We start from the raw sequence: 19,193 nt of genomic DNA on the forward strand, positions 1-19,193 counted from the left end.
CGCCAAGCGTCGGCTGCATTCGTTGGCGCGGTGCCATGCCGCCAACTCCGCTTCGACCTCTTCGATTTGGTCCTGAAGCTGAGAATATTCCTTCGCCTGCGCGGCAAAACAGCGTTTCGCGCAAGCGCCGGCACAGTTTGGGGTCATCGCGATACGATCGAGCAGCGTAACGATCCGGCACTTGCCTTGGGCAGCAATCAGCCCGAACTCGGCTGCATAACCGCGGATCGCGTTTGACCAGCTGCGTACGGGTGCGGATCAACCGATCGCGTACGCGATCAGCATGAGCGCTGCCTGCTGCTCGGCAGTTTTTCATGGGCACAAAAGCGCATCGTGGGGTCGCTCATTGCTTCACACAGAGCCTCAGCATCAGCCGCATCGTTCTTCCCCGCGCTTTACATAGGGCTTCACCAACTGCGGCGCGATCAGCTTCACTTCATGGCCGTACGACGTAAGGAGCCGCGCCAGATGGTGAGACGCCCCACACGCCTCAATTGCAATCACCGTTGGCGGCAGCTTCTCGAAAAACGCCATCATCTCGGTACGACGCAGCTTTTTGCGTAAAATTGGCTTCTCGGCGGCGTTGACGCCATGCAACTGGTAAACGTGCTTTGACGTGTCGACGCCAACTCGGATAAGGTGTTCCACGGACGGTCTCCTCCTTGAGATTTGCAACAACCTCAATCTGGCACATTGTGATGCCGTTTGGAGGCCGTCCACACCAACATGTTTGAACGACGGCCTCGGGAAACACGGCTGTGATCGCATCTGGAAAGCCTTTGAGGCCATCGACGACAGCAAGTAGAATATCCTCTGTGCCACGGTTGCGCAGCTCGTTCATGACCCGCAGCCAGAACTTGGCACCCTCGTTTTGCTCAAGCCACAGCCCGAGCACTTCCTTGGCGCCATCGGCGCGGACGCCAAGGGCGATATGGATCGCTTTATTGCGGACCATGCCTTCGTCTCGGATTTTTACCCGGATCGCATCGAAAAAGACCAGCGGATAGATCGCATCGAGCGGGCGTTGCTGCCAGACGGCGACTTCATCGAGCACCGCGTACGTCACCGTGCTGATGAGATCGGGCGACACATCGATGCCGTACAGATCCTGCAGGTGCCCGGTAATCTCCCGGGTGCTCATGCCCCGCGCATACATCGACACAATCTTCTCATCGAAGCCCGGAAAGCGGCGCTGATACTTGGCTATCAGCTGCGGGTCGAAGCTGGACTGGCGGTCGCGCGGGACATCAATCTCCAGCTTGCCGGTCTCGGTCATTACGGTCTTCCGGCCATAGCCGTTGCGCGTGTTACCGGCACCTTCGCCTGTCGCAAGATGGTGATCCATCTCCGCATTTAACGCGCGCTCCGTGAGCGCCTTCTTCAGCGAATCCAGCAAGCCACCTTGTTCAAATGCGGCACTGGCAGCGCCTCCGGCCAAAAGCTGGTCGAGAAGCGCATTGGGAATAACGGGTTCTTTGCGTCGTGACATAGTGGGACTCCTTGTTACCCATTATGCCCGGTCACACACGGAAATCCTGACAGTCCCCAGCCCCTGCCTGCGCGCGCACCAGCGATTATGAGGAGACGATCGTTACGGTCATCTTCATTGGCGACAGCAGCTTTGCTGTCCACGAACTGGCACATGCGATCGTCCGCCGGGCCACACTCATCAGCCGACTGCGGCTCGACGCCAACTTGTTTGCACAGCCTGCGGGGCGAACGGCACGCACGATGGGGCGACCGGCGCAGAAAGGGCGAGCATTACCAAAACTCAAGACCCTGCTCGCCAACCCGGCGACACGCTGGACCAGCATTCTCGTCTCTGCCTGGTATGGCCATCTCAACGGCAAGACGCTCGAGATCACATCTGACATCGCCTTATGGTACAGGCCCGGCACACCGGTCTTGCCGGTCCGCTGGGTCCTGGTTCGCGATCCTGACGGAAAGCGCGGCCCGCAAGCCTTCTTCAGTACCGACATCACCCTCGAGCCCGCCGAGATAATCGCCCTCTACGTCCGACGATGGCAGATCGAGGTCACCTTTGCAGAAACCCGTGCTCACCTGGGTGTCGAAACACAGCGCCAGTGGACCGACAAAGCCATAGCGCGAACCACGCCGGCGCTGCTGGGTCTCTACAGCCTTATATCGCTATGGGCCTGCGATCTGTTGGCCACTAAAAGCACCCCTTATTCCGCCGCCTGGTATCGAAAAACCAGCCTGACATTCAGTGACGCCATCGGAGCCGTCCGCCTCCAACTCTGGGTCGGCGACATTAATCAACACTCCCCGCCGCACCCAGAACCGCACTATATTCCCACGACCCGCCTAAAGCGCATGGCTCAGGCACTATGCTTTGCTACCTGATTGTACAAAGTCGAGCTAAGAGATTTGGTATTAGTTCCTGCGGTCGAATTAAATTTCTTATTAAACGACAGTTTTGTGGCGGATCCGCCTGCTTGGTTCGTCTGAAAGTGAGTAGCGGCAGTTAAACCGCGCAATCAGGGGAACAGCAATGCGTAACCATAAAGTCATGGCAGGGCTTAGCCTTGCCACGTGCCTTGTTTCGCCGCGTGAAACGCTCGCTGCAATCAATGCGCGGCCTGCTCTATCTTTTGAAAGCGGATTTGAAACCATTGTCCAGTCCGCTGGTCGTGCAGCGCCCCGTTCACTTATTGCGGGTGAAGCCTTGCATGCCGCTCCGATGACTGAGGCACAATCAACGCCCGGCACCGCAACGGCTTCCGTCGAGGCGGATACCGATGATACAACAGCCACAGTCATCGTCACCGGCACCCGTCAGACCACCCGCACCGTCGCTGAAAGCTTGGCGCCGATCGATGTATTTAGTGCAAAAGATCTGGAAGCTAGCGGCAAGCAGTCGGTGCGCGACCTCCTCGGTACGCTCGTGCCATCCATCAACGTATCTAACAACGGTGCGGGCGCAAGTTGGGCGGTCCGCACCTTGTCACTGCGCGGTTTGGGTGGCGATCAACTGCTAGTGCTGGTCAACGGCAAGCGGCGCCATAACAGCGCAACGTTGTTCATCAATGGTTCGGTTCAAAACGGTCAGTCACCGCCAGACTTCGACCTTATCCCCGGCAATGCCATTCATCGCATCGAAGTGTTGCGCGATGGCGCATCGGCACAATATGGATCTGACGCAATTGCGGGCGTCATCAACGTCATCCTTAAAAATGATACATCGGGAGGCGCGGCCATCACGCTCGGCAGTACCGCTGACAATGGTGGCGAGCAGGGCCGTTTTCAGGTCAACAATGGCTTCGCATTGGGAAGCGACGGCGGCTATATCCACCTCTCAGCGGATGGCGTGCTTCAGGCGGGAACGATCGTCGACGGATCGCCCATCGGGGGAAACTTTTACCCCACCGGCGATCCGCGCAACGGCACCGACTTCAACCGCTTTCGCGGCAAGGCCGGGCAACCCGAGGTCATCGGCGGCAACTTGGGCTATGACGCCATGCTACCTGTCGGTAACAGCTTGGAAGCCTATAGCTTTGGTACATATTCCAAACGTCATGCGGCAGGCTGGTTGACCTATCGCACGCCCGCTGCGCTCAATAATATCATCGATATCTATCCCGAAGGCTATATCCCGCGCATCCATGTCTATGACGAAGATTTCCAGTACGCTCTTGGTTTGCGTGGGGAGATCGGCGGCGGTGTGCGCTTCGACATCAGTTCAACCTACTCCCAGAACGAAGTAAAGTATAAGCAGACGACATCTCTCAACCCATCGCTGGGTACGGCAAGCCCTACCAATTTCTATCTGGGGAAGATCCGGTTCGACGAGTGGACCAACAATCTCGATTTAAGTAAGGATTTCGAGGTCGGCCTGCCCGAACCGCTGTCCGTCGCGGTCGGTACCGAATATAAGAAGAACAAATTCATGATCGGCCAGGGCGATCCGGAATCTTATATTGACGGAGGTTACCGATCGCCGCCGGGATCGTGGCTGGCGGGTGTGCAGCGTACCGGCGTCGGCGCGCAGGGCGTCACAGGCTTCGTGCCCGAAGGTGCCGGATCCTGGAGCCGCAGCAACTGGAGCGCCTATCTCAACGTTGAAGGCACGATTGTCGAGGGGCTGGAATTCGGACTTGCCGGGCGCCATGAGGATTATACCGATTTCGGCACGACCGACACCGGCAAGGCATCGCTGCGGATTGAACCGATGCGGGGCATCGCAATCCGAGGCACTGCCAGCACTGGTTTCCGTGCACCCACATTGCAACAGCAGCACTATGCATCGTCCTCGACGATCGGCGTGATTCAGAATGGCGTCAGCGTATTGCTTCCGGTTCAGGCGCTCCCGGTCGCAGGCCTGCGGCGAGGGCATTGGGGGCTGTTCCGCTCAAGCCTGAAAAGTCGGTCAACTTCTCGGCGGGCATCGTGCTTACGCCAGTGCCGAACCTGAATGTCACGATCGATGCCTATCAGATCAAAATCAAGGACCGCATCCTACTCAGCGAGACGCTGAGCGGTCAGGTCGTTATCGATGCGCTCGAAGCGGCCGGCATTAGAGGAATCGCGGGTGGCCTGATCTTCTCCAACGCTGCCGACACCCGGACGCGCGGTCTCGACATTGTCGGAACTTATCGCGCCGGCTTAGGCGACATGGGTACCGCGACGTTAAGCCTGTCGGCGAACTTCAACAAGACTACCTTCACCCACATTGATCCTGTTCCTGGACCGATCGCGGCCTCGGGCTTGGCCCTAATCGGACGCACCAAGCGAGGCGATCTGACCGAAGGCACGCCACGCAATAAGTTCATCGCCAACGTCCTTTGGGAAAAGGATGATTTAAATATGAACCTGCGCGCGACGCGCTTTGGTAAGATCGTTCAGCGCGCCGGCGCGCCAGCCTTTCACACCGCCGATTTCACCGCTTGTGCGGTCAATGTCGTGAGCGATATTTGCTTCCGAGACTTTGTCGATGACACGCTAAAGCCCAAAGTTATTGTCGACCTAGAAATCGGGTACAAATTGACACAGGGCATCAAGCTTTCCATCGGCGCGAACAACCTGCTCAACACCTATCCGAGTAAAGTGAGGCCAGTAAACCAGTTCGTCGGCTTCCTCTATAATGCCTACGCGCCCTACGGTATTAGCGGAGGCTTTTATTACACCCGACTCAACATAGAATTCTAATTATCGAAAAATGATGTGTCTGCTTAAGAATGACAATAGTGTAGATAATAGAAATGGATATAAGCAAAGCAATGGCATTATCGATAATCAGCGGCTGTTGCCATGGCGAGCCATAGTCAGAATTTCGTTGCAATATTTGCACGCTTAAAAATCACTCCAAACCATAGGGAGTTATTATGGTAAGCTTGAAAGCGCTTCCTCCTTTTTTGGTAATGACCACAGCTATTATCTTGAGCAATAATACGCCACTTCAGGCGCAGCCGTCCAATCTTCCGCCCCCCGGTGGCGAGACGCCGACTGCCTTCGATGTGCATGAGGGTACTTCGATGGCGGTCTCGGTATCCCCTGATGGAAAATGGCTAGCGGTCGATCTGCAAGGCAGTCTCTGGATTATTTCCGCCAAGGGCGGGCGGGCGACGCGGATTACGGATTACTTTAACGACGCACGCCAGCCAGTCTGGGCACCCGACGCTCACGCCTGGCATATTTTGGCTTTCGTGACGGCGGTTACGACCTGTGGACCATCAGGCCCGATGGCACGGATGCCCGCAAACTCACACAGGGCACCAATGATGATCGCGAGCCGGCTTGGTCAGCTGATGGTAAGACGATCGCCTTCTCATCCGATCGCTCAGGCAGTTACGACATCTGGACGATCGATGTCGAAACTGGCGCATTGACGCAGATAACCAAAACTGCGCGCGAGGACCGGATGCCGACATGGTCCGCCGACGGCAAGCGCATTGGGTATGCAGGTGCCGAAGGCAGTCAAACGGCATTGTGGGTGACGAACCTAGCTGACGGCAAGGAAAGCCTGATGAAGGAGATCAAGGGCGGTCGAGTGGACGCACCTTCCTTTGGTCCTGACGGCCAGGTGGCTTACGTCGTTCAGGATGGCCAGGGATCAAGACTGGAGATCGACGGCGAAGTTGTGAGCGACGGCGAAAATGTCTTTCCCTTTCGCGCGTCATGGGGCCAGGGCGGTTACTATTATGTGGCTGACGGTAAAATTCGGCGGCGTGTGAACAACCGAGTATCGACGGTTGACTTTGCTGCTAGGCTTGAGGTTATTCACCCCAGCTATACACGCGCGAAGCGCGACTGGGATTCGACCGCAGCTCGTAAGGCGCTCGGCATCGTCCATCCTAAAATCTCGCCCGGCGGTGACCGGATAGCCTTTGTGGCATTGGGTGACCTTTACATGATGCCTTCGCAAGGCGGCGCGCCTGAGAATTTGACCAACGATGCCGCCCTGGATGCCGACCCTGCCTGGTCGCCAGACGGCCAGAGCATCGTTTACAGTTCCGACAAGGGCGGCGGGCTTCTCCAGCTATGGATCAGGTCTCTCAAAACCGGAAAAGATCGGCAACTCACCAGCATCGACACGCAACCGCTTGGCGCGGCCTGGTCGCCGGATGGTGCACTCGTTGCTTTCCTCGACGTCGATAGCGTCTGGGGCGATGCGGGTGTGTGCGTTGTCGATGTCACAACCGGTAAGGTGACAAGGCTGCAAGGTTCTCTCGGCCAGCCAGGTAGCCCCAGTTGGTCGGCAGATGGAAAATATATTGCGATCAGCCTGTCCTATAAATTCTCTAAGAGCTTCCGTGAGGGCACGAATCAGGTTTATGTCATTCCAGTCGACGGCAAGACTGAACCTTTCTGGCAGTTACCAGAGCCGAATATGTCGATGGACACACGGAGTGGGAGCGGCCCAGCCTGGGCGCCGGACGGAACCAAGATGGCGGGCATCTATGAAGGGGTGCTGAAAATCTGGCCGGTCGGATCCGACGCCAAGCCGCTGGGTCCTCCGCGAAGCTACACTTCAGAAGTCTCATATTTCCCAACTTGGACGGCAGATTCCCGCACCATTCTCTACCAGTCGTCCGACAGGTTGAAGAAGATCGACACGGACTCCGGTATCATCACAGACATTCCGGTCGATCTTAGCTATCGGCTTGCCAAGCCAACGGGCCGCACTGTCATACACGTCAGCAATCTGGTCGATGCTGTCCAGGATGTGACCCAGCACGAGAAGGATATTGTGATCGAGGGTAACCGGATCGCAGAAATCCGCGACCATGATCAGACGCTGCACAATTCGGCCGACAAGTATGTGGACGGGACCGGGCTGACCGCGATCCCTGGCCTCATCGAATATCACGCGCATATCCAGAAGGACTTCGGTTCAAACCTGCAACGGGCCTGGCTGGCCTATGGCATCACGACGGTGCGTGACCCAGGTACGCAGGTCTATGACGCGATCGAGGACAGGGAGGCAGCCGAGGCGGGAGTACGTATTGGTCCGCGCCTTTATGTCGGCGGGCCACTGCTTGAGTGGCAGCGCGTGTACTATAAGATGGGCGTCGCGGTGTCGGGTCCAGCGCATCTGGAGCGCGAGATCGAGCGTTCTCGCGCTCTGAAATATGACTTGATGAAAAGCTATGTACGCATGCCCGATATCTATCAACGGCGCATTGTCGAGGCCGCTCATGAAATGGGCATTCCGGTATCTGGCCACGAAATATTCCCTGCAGCCTATACAGGCGTCGATGGGACCGAGCATATGGGGGCCAGCAGTAGGCGGGGCTATTCACCAAAGCAGGGTCCGATGGGCATTGCCTATGACGATGTGGTTCAGCTTTTTGGCAGAAGCCGACGTACATTGGCACCTACTAACTTTGGATCATTGTCGGGCTATTTAGCGAGGAATCCGAGCTATCGCGGTGATCCGCGTGTCAAACTCTATCCCAACTGGGCACAGAAGTCTGTGACAGAGAAGAGTCCGTTCGAGGCATTGGTGCGGCCTATGGTTGCAGGAAGTCTAGCGAGTCTCAAGAAAATATATGATGCTGGTGCAGTCATTGTGGCAGGCACTGACACAATGATCGCAACAAATCTTCATGCGGAGATTGCGTCCTATGTTGAAGCGGGCCTGTCCCCTTTCCAAGCGCTCCAAACCGCGACTATCAATCCCGCGCAGGCCTTAAATCTTGATGCTGGAACGTTAGAGGCGGGCAAACTCGCGGATATCACCCTGATCGACGGTGACCCACTTGAGGATATTGCCAATACCTTCAAGGTGCGCAAGGTAATCACCAACGGCCGAGTGTTCGATGACCAGGAACTGCTAACGGACACCCGCTGAACGCAATTGGCCGTTGGATCCGGTATCAACAAATCCTCCTTGTTTTTATTTTCTTTCCTATGATGGCGATGATTCGAAGAGTAGGGCAGCGGTGAGTGTGTCATCCCATGCAACATGTGGGAACGTTCGTGGGGATCGATCCCCAGTTTTTTAAAATCTGGTTTAAAATTAAACGTGAGGCGCTTGGCTGGCGACTCATGCGGCCGCCAGCCAAGTTACATTGGATCAGATCGCAATTACCAGCGAGTTACAACATTGGTGGTCCCGCGAAGGCGGGAGAGGGCTAAGAAGAGCAGGCCGGTGGCTGAGCGCGGCGGTGGGTTGCAGCGCGCGAGCGGGCGGGGAACCCAAACCCTCAGCGAATATGCTGCGTCTGCGAAACAATCGGCCTTGTGCCGCGTTTTGGCGGGATGATGGACATCAGCCTGACCCATATTACGTCGACTGCCGCCTTCTCGATCGGGCTGGCGGTGATCACCGCTTTCCTGCTGCACTGGGCGCTCTATGCCGTCGTGGTGCGGGTTGTTCGGCAGCGGGTGGACCCGGTGCTGCTGCCCGCGCTGTTCCAGCCGACGCGCTGGCTGGTGGTGTTGATGGCGTTGGGGGCGGGGGTGCAGCCGCTGGATCTGGGGCCGCGGATCGAAAGCCTGTGGTCGATCGGGTCGAAGATGGCGTTCGCGCTTTTGTTCGGATGGCTGCTGTTGCGGCTCATGCGGGCGATGCGTGTGATGATCGAGCGCAGCGTCGATATCAACGCCGAGGATAATCTGAAAGCGCGGCAGCGCCATACCCGCGTCCGCATCCTCTATCGCGTCGCACAAAGCGTCATCGCGGTGCTGGTGATCGCGATGATCCTGATGGCGATTCCCGGCGTGCGGACGATCGGCGTGACGCTGGCGGCGTCGGCGGGCCTGGTCGGCCTCGCCGTGGGCGCGGCGGCCCAGCCCGCGCTCAAAAATCTGATCGCGGGCATCCAGATGGCTTTTTCCGATCCGATCCGGTTGGACGATGTGGTGATCGTGGAGGGCGAATGGGGGCGGATCGAGGATATCACGCTGACCTTCGTCGTGGTGCGGATCTGGGATGATCGGCGAATGGTGGTGCCGGTGTCCTATTTTCTGGAAAAGCCGTTTCAGAACTGGACGACCAAGACGTCCGACCTTTTGGGCACGGTGTTCCTCTATGTCGATCCGACCGCCGATGTGGCGCGCATCCGCGACAGGCTGGTCGAGGTGACCAAGGCGAACGAGCGGTGGGACGGGCGCGTCGTGCTGTTGCAAGTGACCGACCATCGCGCCGATGCGCTGGAACTGCGCTGCCTTTTATCGGCGCGCAATGCCGGGATGGCGTTCGATCTGCGCTGCGACGTGCGCGAGGCAATGCTGGACTTTTTTACGCAACGAGATGCCCGAAGCGCTGGTACGCGGGCGTCAGCGGATCGAGACGGCGGAGGGCGTGGCCCTGATGCCCTTTACCAGGCCGTCCGACGCGGTGGAATGAGACCCATCAGCCCGTCGTAGAGAAGCGGCTTGATGGGTTCGAGAAACTCCACCCCCATGCGGCCATCCTCGACCCAGCGGATGTCGGCGGCGATATCCTGGACCAACGGTAGCCAGACGGTGATGCGTTCGCCCACGGGCAACCCGCCATCGCTGCGGCACATGAGGCCGAGCGACGACAGGTTGATGATCCGCACACTATGGGCGCTGCCGCGCGCCGTGACATGGCTGACCAGATCGACGAGATCGCGGCGCGCCCGGCGCTGATCGACGGCGGGGTCGCGCGAGCGCTGAACATGGTCGAGATGGGTAAATAGCGAGGACATGGCCGCAGCCTGCCCGCACAGTTGTGAACGACATCCTGACCGATAAGGTTAATCTTCGCCTAAGTCTTTATTCCAGTCAGGCGATGATCATTCCATGCTTTTTCGCGCCGAAACTCAGCTTGTCGCCTGCGTTTACGGTTACGGCAGGGTCGGTCAGACCTGGCCATTTACGCGAATCGCGCCTTCGGCCAGCTTGCGGCGGACTTCCTTGTTCGAGGGCGCGAAGCCGAGAGCCGTCGTGGCTTGCACCACGGTCAGGCCGTCGGTGCCGAGGCTGACGGTGGGCAAGTTGGCGTCGGACGCGCCTTCCTCGAACGTCAGCCTCGCGGTTTCGGCCGCGGCGGTGGCGGCTTCCGTACCCCGGCACAAAGCGGTTGCGGCATTGGCGAGGATCTTCTTTGCCTCATTGAGTTCCGCGCCTTGCAGGGCGGCAAGCCGATCGACTTCATCCATCGACAGGTCGGTGAACAGGCGCAGGCGGTTGGCGACATCGGCATCGGCCGTGTTGCGCCAGAATTGCCAATAATCATAATTCGATAGCTGATCTTCGTTGAGCCACACCGCGCCGCCCACGGTCTTGCCCATCTTGGACCCATCGGCATTGGTGAGCAGCGGCGTGGTCAAACCAAAGACCTGGGTGCCATCGACCCGGCGGGCCAGTTCGACGCCGTTGACGATATTGCCCCACTGATCCGACCCGCCCATTTGCAGGCGGCAGGAGGCGCGGCGCGACAGCTCCAGAAAGTCGTAGGCCTGCAGGATCATATAGTTGAATTCGAGGAAGCTGAGCGATTGTTCGCGGTCGAGCCGCAGCTTGACCGAATCGAAGCTGAGCATCCGGTTGACCGAGAAATGCTGGCCGATGTCGCGCAGGAACGGGATATATTCGAGCTTGTCGAGCCAGTCGGCATTGTCGACCATGATTGCGTCGGTCGGGCCATTGCCAAAGGTCAGGAAACGTTCGAAGATGCGTTTGATGCTCGCGACATTTTGCGCGATCAGGTCGGTCGTCAGCAACTTGCGTGCTTCGTCCTTGAAACTGGGATCGCCGATCTTGCCGGTGCCGCCACCCATCAGGACGATCGGCTTATGCCCCGCCTTCTGAAGCTGGCGCAGCATCATGATCGACACGAGATGACCGACATGAAGCGAGGGGGCGGTGGGATCGAAGCCGATATAGCCCGGCACCACCTGACTTGCGGCCATGGCGTCGAGGCCGGCCGCGTCGGTTAGCTGGTGGATGTAGCCGCGCGCTTCGAGCAGGCGCAGAAGATCGGACTGATAGTTGCTCATGGGCCGCGCCTGTAGCATTGGCGAGGGCGTGATTAAAGAGGCGGAGTCTATTCCCTATGCTGGCAATCGGTTTGATGTCCGGGACGTCGCGCGACGGGATCGACGCTGCCTTGATCGAGACGGACGGGGAGGGGGTGGTGACGCCGGTCGCCTTTCACGCCAAAGCCTATGAGGACGGGTTTCGCGTGCGGCTGGCGGAAAGCTGCACGCGGGCGATGGCGATGGATGCGCCGGGGTTCGAGCCGTTGATCGCGTCGGTCGAGGGTGAACTCACCGAATTGCATGTCGAGGCGATCGCGGACCTTTTGGGGCGCAGCGGGCATGTGGCGCAGGATATCGGCGTGATCGGCTTTCATGGCCATACCGTGGCGCATCGGCCCGACCGGGGCTGGACCTGGCAGATTGGCGACGGGGCCGCGCTGGCGGGGGCGTTCGGCATTACGGTGGTGGGCGACCTGCGCAGCGCCGATGTGGCGGCGGGCGGGCAGGGCGCACCGCTGATGCCGGTCTATCATCGCGCGCTGGCCGATGGGTTAGCGAAACCGGTCGCGATCCTGAACCTGGGCGGGGTGGCGAATATCACCGTGATCGGGACGGACGGCGATCTGGTCGCGTTCGACACCGGCATGGCGAGCGGCCTGATCGACAATTGGATGCAGGCGCAGGGCGATGCGGCCTATGACGAGGGCGGCGCGGCGGCCGCGCTTGGCCAAGTGGACGAGGCGCGGTTGGCGGCGATGCTGGCCGATCCCTGGTTCGATTTGCCGCCGCCCAAGAGCATCGACCGCGAAGCGTTCACCATTGACGCGGTGCAGGGCTTGAGCCTGGAGGATGGCGCGGCGACGCTGACCGCTTTTTCGGCCGCGGCGGTGGCGCGGGCGATCGACCATCTGGCGGTGCGCCCCGCCTGCATCCATGTCGCGGGGGGGGGGGCGGCATAATGCCACGTTGATGGCGATGTTGCGGGCTCGGACGGGGCTGGATGTGGTGCCGGTCGATGGCCTGGGCTGGGACGGCGACGCGCTGGAGGCGCAGGGCTTTGCTTATATGGCGGTGCGGTCGATGCTGGGGCTGCCGATCAGCTTTCCGGGCACGACGGGCGTGCCGGAGCCGATGACGGGTGGGGTGCTGTTTCGGGGGTGAGGCGCGCCGGTGGGGCAATGGTGATGAAGGGTGGATAGGCGACGGTTTGCTGAGGAGTGATATTTTCGGGATAGCCGAGATCAAATATCTCGGTGCGTTTCGCCCCTTATCCCTTCCATCAAGCTATCATAGATGTCGTCCATAAGATGCCGTGCCTCCTCCGGCTTGCTGAACCGAACAGCAATCGAAAAGCATTTTTTCAATTCGGGACGGAGGTCGCTAGCCGCGCCCACGGATGAGTTCCAGTCTCGCCACTCCTTTAGGATGGCCCGCCGGTGATCCAGTGCCCCATCCTGAGCCGCAGCGGCAACGGCCCCACCAAGGGAGCCGTAAAGAATATCGAAATCCTCATTAAAATAACAACCGATAAGGTTAGAAAGCAGCGGCCAGCGTCGCTGTGCTAATTCCCGTTGTTCCCGTTTCCTCGTTGTCATCATGCGATAGTGTCATCGGCGGCAGATGTTCGCAATATTTGAAACCTGTCTTAGTTAGGAGCGTCTAATTGCTGGTCATTTTAATCATCCTCCCCTGGCAGGGGAGGTGGCTGGCCGTAGGCCAGACGGAGGGGTGTCTCGCTCTCGATGGGGTTACACCCCTCCACCACTTCGCGGTCCCCCTCCCCTTACAGGGGAGGATTTTAGGGCAAATGTCGGCCGTTTCGAGACCATCACGCGCTTCGCTAAAAGCGTCGCCCGACGAACTCACCGCTTCCGCGTCAATTCCCGCATGGCTTCGTCTATCCCCGCGATCGTCAGCGGATACATGCGATCGTTCATCAGGTCGCGGATCAGGCGGGTGGACTGGCTATAGCCCCAATGGGCCTGCGGTGTTGGGTTGAGCCAGACGGTGGCGGGGTAGGTGTGGGCGATCCGTTCGAGCCAGACCGCGCCTGCTTCCTCGTTCATATGTTCGACCGACCCGCCCGGATGGCTGATCTCATAGGGGCTCATCGCCGCGTCGCCGACGAAGATCACCTTATAATCATGGCCATATTTGTGGAGAATGTCCCAGGTCGGCGTGCGTTCGGCGAAGCGGCGGCGGTTGTCCTTCCACACGCCTTCATAGAGGCAGTTGTGGAAGTAGAAAAATTCCAGATTCTTGAATTCGCCCGTGGCGGCCGAGAATAGGTCTTCGCAGAGCGTGATGAACGGGTCCATCGATCCGCCGACGTCGAGGAAGAGCAGCAGCTTGACCGCATTATGCCGTTCCGGGCGCATGCGGATGTCGAGCCAGCCCTGGCGTGCGGTGCCGCGGATGGTTTCGTCGAGATCGAGTTCGTCGGTCGCCCCTTCGCGCGCGAAGCGGCGCAGGCGGCGCAGCGCGACCTTGATGTTGCGGGTGCCAAGGTCGCGGGTGTTGTCGAGATTGGCGAAGTCGCGCTGTTCCCAGACCTTGATCGCGCGCTTGTGGCGCGATTCCCCGCCGATGCGGACGCCTTCGGGATTATAGCCGCCATGGCCGAAGGGCGAGGTGCCGCCGGTGCCGACCCATTTATTACCACCCTGATGCCGCCCCTTCTGCTCCTCCAGCCGCTTTTTCAGCGTGTCCATGATCGTGTCCCAGTCACCCAGCGACTTGATCTTCTCCATCTCTTCCGCGCTCAGATATTTTTCGGCGACGAGGCGGAGCCATTCTTCGGGGATGTCAGCCTCGACTCCCTGCGCGCTTAACACGCCCTTGAACACCTGCGCAAAGACCTGGTCGAAGCGGTCGAGCAGGCCTTCATCCTTCACATAGGTCGCCGGCGAGATAATAGAAATCCTCCGGGCGGCGGGCGATGACGTCACGGTCGAGCGCTTCGAGGAGCAACAGATGCTCCTTGATGCCGACGGGAATGCCGGCCGCGCGCAGGGCGTCGAGAAAGTTGAGCAACATGGGAAGGCTTGTCGGACAGCGAGGGCGGCGATGCAAGCCGGTCACGCGATCATGACGGCAGCGGAATATTAAGTGTTGCAGTGCATGGTTAATCCGTCACTATCCAGACATAATCGAAACGACGGGGCGCGCTTGAAAAACGGGGATATGTTGGCCGATTTGGGCGAAAGGTCGGGCGACATTGCATTGCAATGCAGCGAAACGGCGGGGTTTCTGGGTGCGCTCAATCATCGAATCCAGGGGGATTCCGCGCGGCTTGTGGATTTGCAGGCGAATATGGACGCGCTGGCGGCAAGCCATGGCGAAAGCGTTGCGGCGGCCCAGGAATTGCGCGTGACCGCGCAGCGCGCCGGACGGATCATTGCCGAGGGGCATGACGTCATCACCCTGTCGATCGACGAACTGACCGGGTTGGTCGAGCATGTCACGGGGCTGGAGGGGCATTTGCGCCAGTTTCTAAGCGTGATCGAAGCGGTCGGCGACGTGTCGGACGAACTGGGCGCGATTGCGCGGCAGACGCGACTGCTCGGCGTCAATGCCGCGATCGAAGCGGCGCGCGGTGGCGCAGCGACGCAGGGCTTTGCCGTGGTGGCGGACGAGATCCGGCGGTTGGCGGGGCAGGCGGGGGAATCGGCCGCGTCGGTCGGCGACAAGCTGGGCCAACTGGATCGCGATGCGCGCCACCTGATCGGTGGGGTCGAGTCCAACATCGTGCGCGGGCGCGGGGTGGGCACCCATATCGACCGGTTGCGGCTGAGCATGGCCGAGATAGCCTCGCTGGTAACGCAATTTGGCGAGCGATCGGAGACGATCGTCGCCTGTACCGATGCGGCGGACAGTGATGTCGCCGCGCTGCGCCACGGGCTGACGACGTTCAGCCAGTCGGCCAGCGAGAGCGCCGCGCGGGCGGACGAAGCACGGGTGCAGCTCGAAGGGCTGGAGGGGATGGCCAATGCGATGCTCAACAGCGCCGCACATGGCCCGCAACGCACGCGCAACAGCCGCTATATCGCGCTGGCCGAGGAGGGCGCGGAGGAGATCGGCGCACTGATCGAGCAGGGGCTTGCCGACGGGCATATCGGCATGGCGCAATTGTTCGATGTCGATTATCGCCGGGTGCCAGGGTCTGACCCGGCGCAATATCAGACCGGCTTTACGGCCTTTGCCGACGCGATGCTGCGCCCCGCGCTCGACCGGCATACGGGGGAGGACCGCACGATCGTGGGATGCTGTCTGATCGACATGAATGGGTATCTGCCCACCCATATCAGCGCGCGATCCCAGCCGCAGCGGCCCGGCCAGCATCATTGGAATATGGAGCATGCGCGCAACCGCCAGATTTTCATGGATAGCCAGACCCGCCGTGCGCTGGACGGAGAGGGGGATTTCTTCCTCTACACCTATCGGCAGGATCTGGGCGAAGGCCGCTACCGCGCGCTGCGCAGCGTGTTCGTGCCGCTGGTATTTGGCGGGCGGCGCTGGGGCCTGTATGAGGTGGGCTATCTCATCTGATCGCGGCCGCGACGGGTGCCGTCAACCCGCGGCGCGCGCCTGTCCCCCATCAACCAATCGCATCGCCAAACGATAGGAGCGGTTATCCCGCTTCACAGTGCCGATATAACGGAACCCACACGCTCCTGATCGCTTACCCTATAGGATCAAGCGCATCGGAGCATATATGGCAAACCCACCCAAGACGGTCGAATATGACAGCGCCACCGGCGGCTGGGGATCATTGCGCGGCATGGGGGAAACCGCCTTGGGCGAGAGGTCGACCCCGGGTGCGTTTGAAACATTGCGGAGCCAGAACAAGACCGGCGGCTTCATGTGTACCAGTTGTGCCTGGGGGAAGCCAAAGCATCCGCATGCTTTTGAATTTTGCGAAAATGGCGCGAAGGCGACCCTGTGGGAATTGACCACGCATCGCTGCACGCCTGACTTTTTTGCCAAACATAGCGTGACCGAGCTGCGCGGCTGGAGCGACCATGATCTGGAGCATGAGGGGCGGTTGACCCACCCCCTGCGCTATGACGCGGCCAGCGACCATTATGTGCCGTGCAGTTGGGATGAGGCGTTTTCCGCGATTGGTGCGGAATTGCAGGCGATTGATCCCAAGTCCGCCATATTCTACGCATCGGGTCGCGCGAGCCTGGAAACCTCCTATGTCTATGCGCTGTTCGCGCGTCTTTATGGGCATAACAATCTGCCCGACAGTTCGAACATGTGTCACGAAACGACGTCCGTTACGCTGAACGCATTGATCGGGTCGCCGGTCGGGACATGCATTCTCGACGATTTCGAACAATGCGACGCGATCTTCTTTTTCGGGCAGAATACCGGCACCAACAGTCCGCGCTTCCTGCACCCCCTGCAGAAAGCCGTCGAACGCGGCTGCAAAGTCGTGACCTTCAACCCCATTCGCGAAAAGGGGCTGATCGAATTCATCAACCCGCAGCGGCCAACCCAGATGCTGACCGGCAATGGTACGCCGATCAGTTGCCAGTATCTGCAAGTGCGCGCGGGCGGCGACATCGCGGCGATCATGGGGCTGTGCAAATATGTGTTTGCCGAAGATGAACGCCGGGGCGGCACGCTGATCGACCAGGCGTTTATCGACGAACATTGTCTGGGCTTCGATGCATTCCGCGCCAAGGCGGATGCGACTACGTGGGACCGGATCGAGCAGGAATCGGGACTGTCCCGCGCCGATATCGAAGAAGCGGGCCGGGTCTATGTCGAGGCCGAGCGCGTGATCGGCGTGTATGGCATGGGGCTTACGCAGCATGTCCATGGCTTTGAGAATATCGCCATGCTGGTCAATCTTCTGCTCATGCGGGGCCATATCGGCCGCACCGGCGCAGGCATATGCCCCGTGCGCGGCCATTCCAACGTCCAGGGGCAGCGCACTGTCGGCATTTCCGAGAAGCCCGAACTGGTGCCGCTCGATACATTCGCCGCGCAGTTCGACTTCGATCCGCCGCGCGACACGGGTATGACCACGGTGGAAGTGTGCGAAGGCGTGCTGGATGAGACGGTGCAGGCCTTTATCGGTCTGGGCGGCAATTTCCTGCGCGCCATCCCGGACCAGGCGCGGATCGAGTCCGCCTGGGAACGGATGCGCCTGACCGTCCAGATCGCCACCAAGTTGAACCGTGGCCATTTGTTCAACGGCAAGACGGCCTATCTGCTCCCTTGCCTCGGGCGCAGCGAAGAAGATATGCAGGCCGGTGGGCCGCAGACGGTGACGATCGAGGATAGTTTCAGCCATATCCATGCGTCGATCGGCCATCGCACCCCGGCCAGCGAGCATCTGAAGTCGGAAATGGCGATCGTCGCGGGCATCGCGAAAGCGACATTGATGCCCAATCCCAAGGTTCGCTGGGATGCGTGGACTGGGGACTATAGCCTGGTTCGCGATCTGATCGCCGAAACCTACCATGAAGAATTCCACGATATGAACGCCCGCATCTTCGAGCCGGGTGGCTTCTATCGCGGCAACGGCGCGCGGGAGCGGATCTGGAAAACGAAGACCGGCAAGGCGCAGTTCACCGCGCCCGCCATGCTTGCCGCAACCGACGTGGCCGATGTGGATGGCCGCTACCGGCTGGTGACGGTCCGTTCCAACGACCAGTTCAACACCACCATCTATGGCTATAGCGACCGGCTGCGCGGCATAGAGGGCAAGCGGGATGTCATACTGATCAATCCCGCCGATATGGCGGCCGCGGGCCTGAGCGAGGGACAGCGCGTGGCGCTGGTCGGGGATGCAGGCGATGGCCATGTTCGGCGCATCGACAATCTGGAAATCGTCCCCTTCGACCTGCCGGACGGCACGATCGTGGGCTATTATCCCGAACTCAACCCGCTGATTGCGCTGCACCATCATGACCGCAATTCCAAGACCCCAGCAAGCAAGGCCGTGCCAGTCCGCATCGAAGCCGCGCCGTGATGGCGCAGGACGAGACTTTCGATGATCCCGTGGGCGATAGCATAGCGGCGGCAGCGCCGGCCGCGTTGGCGGCCAAGGCGCAGCAGCCTTTCGCGCGCATGGGCATGCTGGCGATATTGGCGGGCGCGTTCATTGCTTTCGGATCGGTCGCGGCGATGGTCGCGCAGGCCAATATGGGCGATGGCGGTGCCGTGCGGCTTTTGTCGGGGGCGGCCTTTTCGGTGGGCCTGATGATCGTCATGATCGTCGGGGCCGAACTGTTCACCGGCAATACGATGATGCTGCTGTCGACCATGACCGGCGACCTGAAGCCGCGCCGCATGCTTGGCGCATGGGCCATGGTCTGGTTCGGCAATCTGATCGGTGCGGTCGCCATCGCTCTTTTATTTGCGGCAAGCGGCGGTTTAGGCGACGGCGTCGGCGAGGCGGCGATCGCGCTGGCCACCGGCAAATTGACCAAAGCGCCTGCGGCCATATTCTGTTCCGCCATCCTCGCGAACATCTTGGTATGCCTGGCGGTATGGATGTCGATGAAGGCGCGGACCATAGCAGGCAAGGCTGTGGCGATTGTCGGCCCGGTGATGATCTTCGTCGCCGCCGGACTGGAACATTCGATCGCCAACATGTCCATCCTTCCCCTGGGATGGCTGGCGGCATCGTCGCAAAGCCCCGATTTCGCCAGCGGGCTGATCAACCTGGCGTTCAGTACGGCAGGCAATATCGTCGGTGGCGCCATGTTGGCGATCGGTATCGCCTGGGGGCATGATAAGCTGCACCGATCGGATCAGGGATAGTCA

8 protein-coding genes and 7 pseudogenes are annotated in these 19,193 nt (G+C 59.9%); 9 read left to right on the forward strand and 6 right to left on the reverse strand.

The features are described from left to right. A pseudogene (locus BF95_RS28380) lies at positions 1-648 on the reverse strand (IS110 family transposase); the annotation flags it as partial. 76 nt (positions 649-724) lie between these two features. Then, a pseudogene (locus BF95_RS18795) lies at positions 725-1,489 on the reverse strand (IS256 family transposase); the annotation flags it as partial. Positions 1,490-1,599: 110 nt separating this feature from the next. Here BF95_RS18795 and BF95_RS18800 point away from each other — a divergent pair. From BF95_RS18800 to BF95_RS18815, 5 genes and pseudogenes are all read left to right on the forward strand, one after another. Further along, on the forward strand, positions 1,600-2,364 hold the full coding sequence (locus BF95_RS18800) for a transposase (RefSeq protein WP_327195481.1): 765 nt from the start codon (positions 1,600-1,602) through the stop codon (positions 2,362-2,364). Positions 2,365-2,512: 148 nt separating this feature from the next. Next, positions 2,513-5,166 (forward strand): annotated as a pseudogene (locus BF95_RS18805) (TonB-dependent receptor plug domain-containing protein). A gap of 176 nt (positions 5,167-5,342) precedes the next feature. After that, on the forward strand, positions 5,343-5,846 hold the full coding sequence (locus BF95_RS29590) for a TolB family protein (RefSeq protein WP_235209862.1): 504 nt from the start codon (positions 5,343-5,345) through the stop codon (positions 5,844-5,846). After that, positions 5,843-8,311 carry an amidohydrolase family protein gene (locus tag BF95_RS18810; RefSeq protein ID WP_235209863.1) on the forward strand — a complete coding sequence of 823 codons (2,469 nt, stop codon included), beginning with the start codon at positions 5,843-5,845 and terminating at the stop codon, positions 8,309-8,311. The genes BF95_RS29590 and BF95_RS18810 overlap by 4 nt, the downstream gene beginning before the upstream one ends. Positions 8,312-8,721: 410 nt before the next feature. Continuing rightward, positions 8,722-9,811: pseudogene (locus tag BF95_RS18815) on the forward strand (mechanosensitive ion channel family protein). On the opposite strand, the gene BF95_RS18820 reads toward BF95_RS18815, so the two are convergent. Next, a complete protein-coding gene (locus BF95_RS18820; RefSeq protein WP_043153449.1) occupies positions 9,783-10,136 on the reverse strand; it encodes a PilZ domain-containing protein in 354 nt (117 codons plus the stop codon). The pseudogene BF95_RS18815 and the gene BF95_RS18820 overlap by 29 nt on opposite strands. A 76-nt stretch (positions 10,137-10,212) precedes the next feature. Continuing rightward, positions 10,213-11,429: pseudogene (tyrS, locus tag BF95_RS18825) on the reverse strand (tyrosine--tRNA ligase). Between the two features lie 56 nt (positions 11,430-11,485). Between tyrS and BF95_RS18830 the strand changes: the two are divergent. Continuing rightward, positions 11,486-12,572, forward strand: a pseudogene (locus tag BF95_RS18830) (anhydro-N-acetylmuramic acid kinase). A gap of 80 nt (positions 12,573-12,652) precedes the next feature. On the opposite strand, the gene BF95_RS18835 reads toward BF95_RS18830, so the two are convergent. Further along, positions 12,653-13,009 carry a hypothetical protein gene (locus BF95_RS18835; protein WP_043153451.1) on the reverse strand — a complete coding sequence of 119 codons (357 nt, stop codon included), beginning with the start codon at positions 13,007-13,009 and terminating at the stop codon, positions 12,653-12,655. A 264-nt stretch (positions 13,010-13,273) separates the two neighbouring features. Next, positions 13,274-14,447 (reverse strand): annotated as a pseudogene (locus tag BF95_RS18840) (vWA domain-containing protein). 147 nt (positions 14,448-14,594) lie between these two features. On the opposite strand from BF95_RS18840, the gene BF95_RS18845 reads away from it, so the two are divergent. The 3 genes from BF95_RS18845 (at position 14,595) to BF95_RS18855 (ending at position 19,190) form a co-directional block, all read left to right on the forward strand. Further along, positions 14,595-15,959 (forward strand): methyl-accepting chemotaxis protein, encoded by a 1,365-nt coding sequence (locus BF95_RS18845; protein WP_043153453.1) that lies wholly within the window; start codon positions 14,595-14,597, stop codon positions 15,957-15,959. Positions 15,960-16,125: 166 nt separating this feature from the next. Then, on the forward strand, positions 16,126-18,396 hold the full coding sequence (locus tag BF95_RS18850; protein ID WP_051520120.1) for an FdhF/YdeP family oxidoreductase: 2,271 nt from the start codon (positions 16,126-16,128) through the stop codon (positions 18,394-18,396). Further along, positions 18,396-19,190 (forward strand): formate/nitrite transporter family protein, encoded by a 795-nt coding sequence (locus BF95_RS18855; RefSeq protein ID WP_043153458.1) that lies wholly within the window; start codon positions 18,396-18,398, stop codon positions 19,188-19,190. The genes BF95_RS18850 and BF95_RS18855 overlap by 1 nt, the downstream gene beginning before the upstream one ends. Positions 19,191-19,193: the final 3 nt, after the last annotated feature.

It is taken from the genome of Sphingobium sp. Ant17 (assembly GCF_000588875.1).
Lineage (GTDB): Bacteria > Pseudomonadota > Alphaproteobacteria > Sphingomonadales > Sphingomonadaceae > Sphingobium.

What these genes read in the sequence shown, in the direction of transcription:
- BF95_RS29590 (WP_235209862.1), top strand. Translation starts at nt 5,343, where the DNA reads ATGGTAAGCTTGAAAGCGCTTCCTCCTTTTTTGGTAATGACCACAGCT.
- BF95_RS18820 (WP_043153449.1), bottom strand. Translation starts at nt 10,136, where the DNA reads ATGTCCTCGCTATTTACCCATCTCGACCATGTTCAGCGCTCGCGCGAC.
- BF95_RS18835 (WP_043153451.1), bottom strand. Translation starts at nt 13,009, where the DNA reads ATGATGACAACGAGGAAACGGGAACAACGGGAATTAGCACAGCGACGC.
- BF95_RS18845 (WP_043153453.1), top strand. Translation starts at nt 14,595, where the DNA reads ATGTTGGCCGATTTGGGCGAAAGGTCGGGCGACATTGCATTGCAATGC.
- BF95_RS18850 (WP_051520120.1), top strand. Translation starts at nt 16,126, where the DNA reads ATGGCAAACCCACCCAAGACGGTCGAATATGACAGCGCCACCGGCGGC.
- BF95_RS18855 (WP_043153458.1), top strand. Translation starts at nt 18,396, where the DNA reads ATGGCGCAGGACGAGACTTTCGATGATCCCGTGGGCGATAGCATAGCG.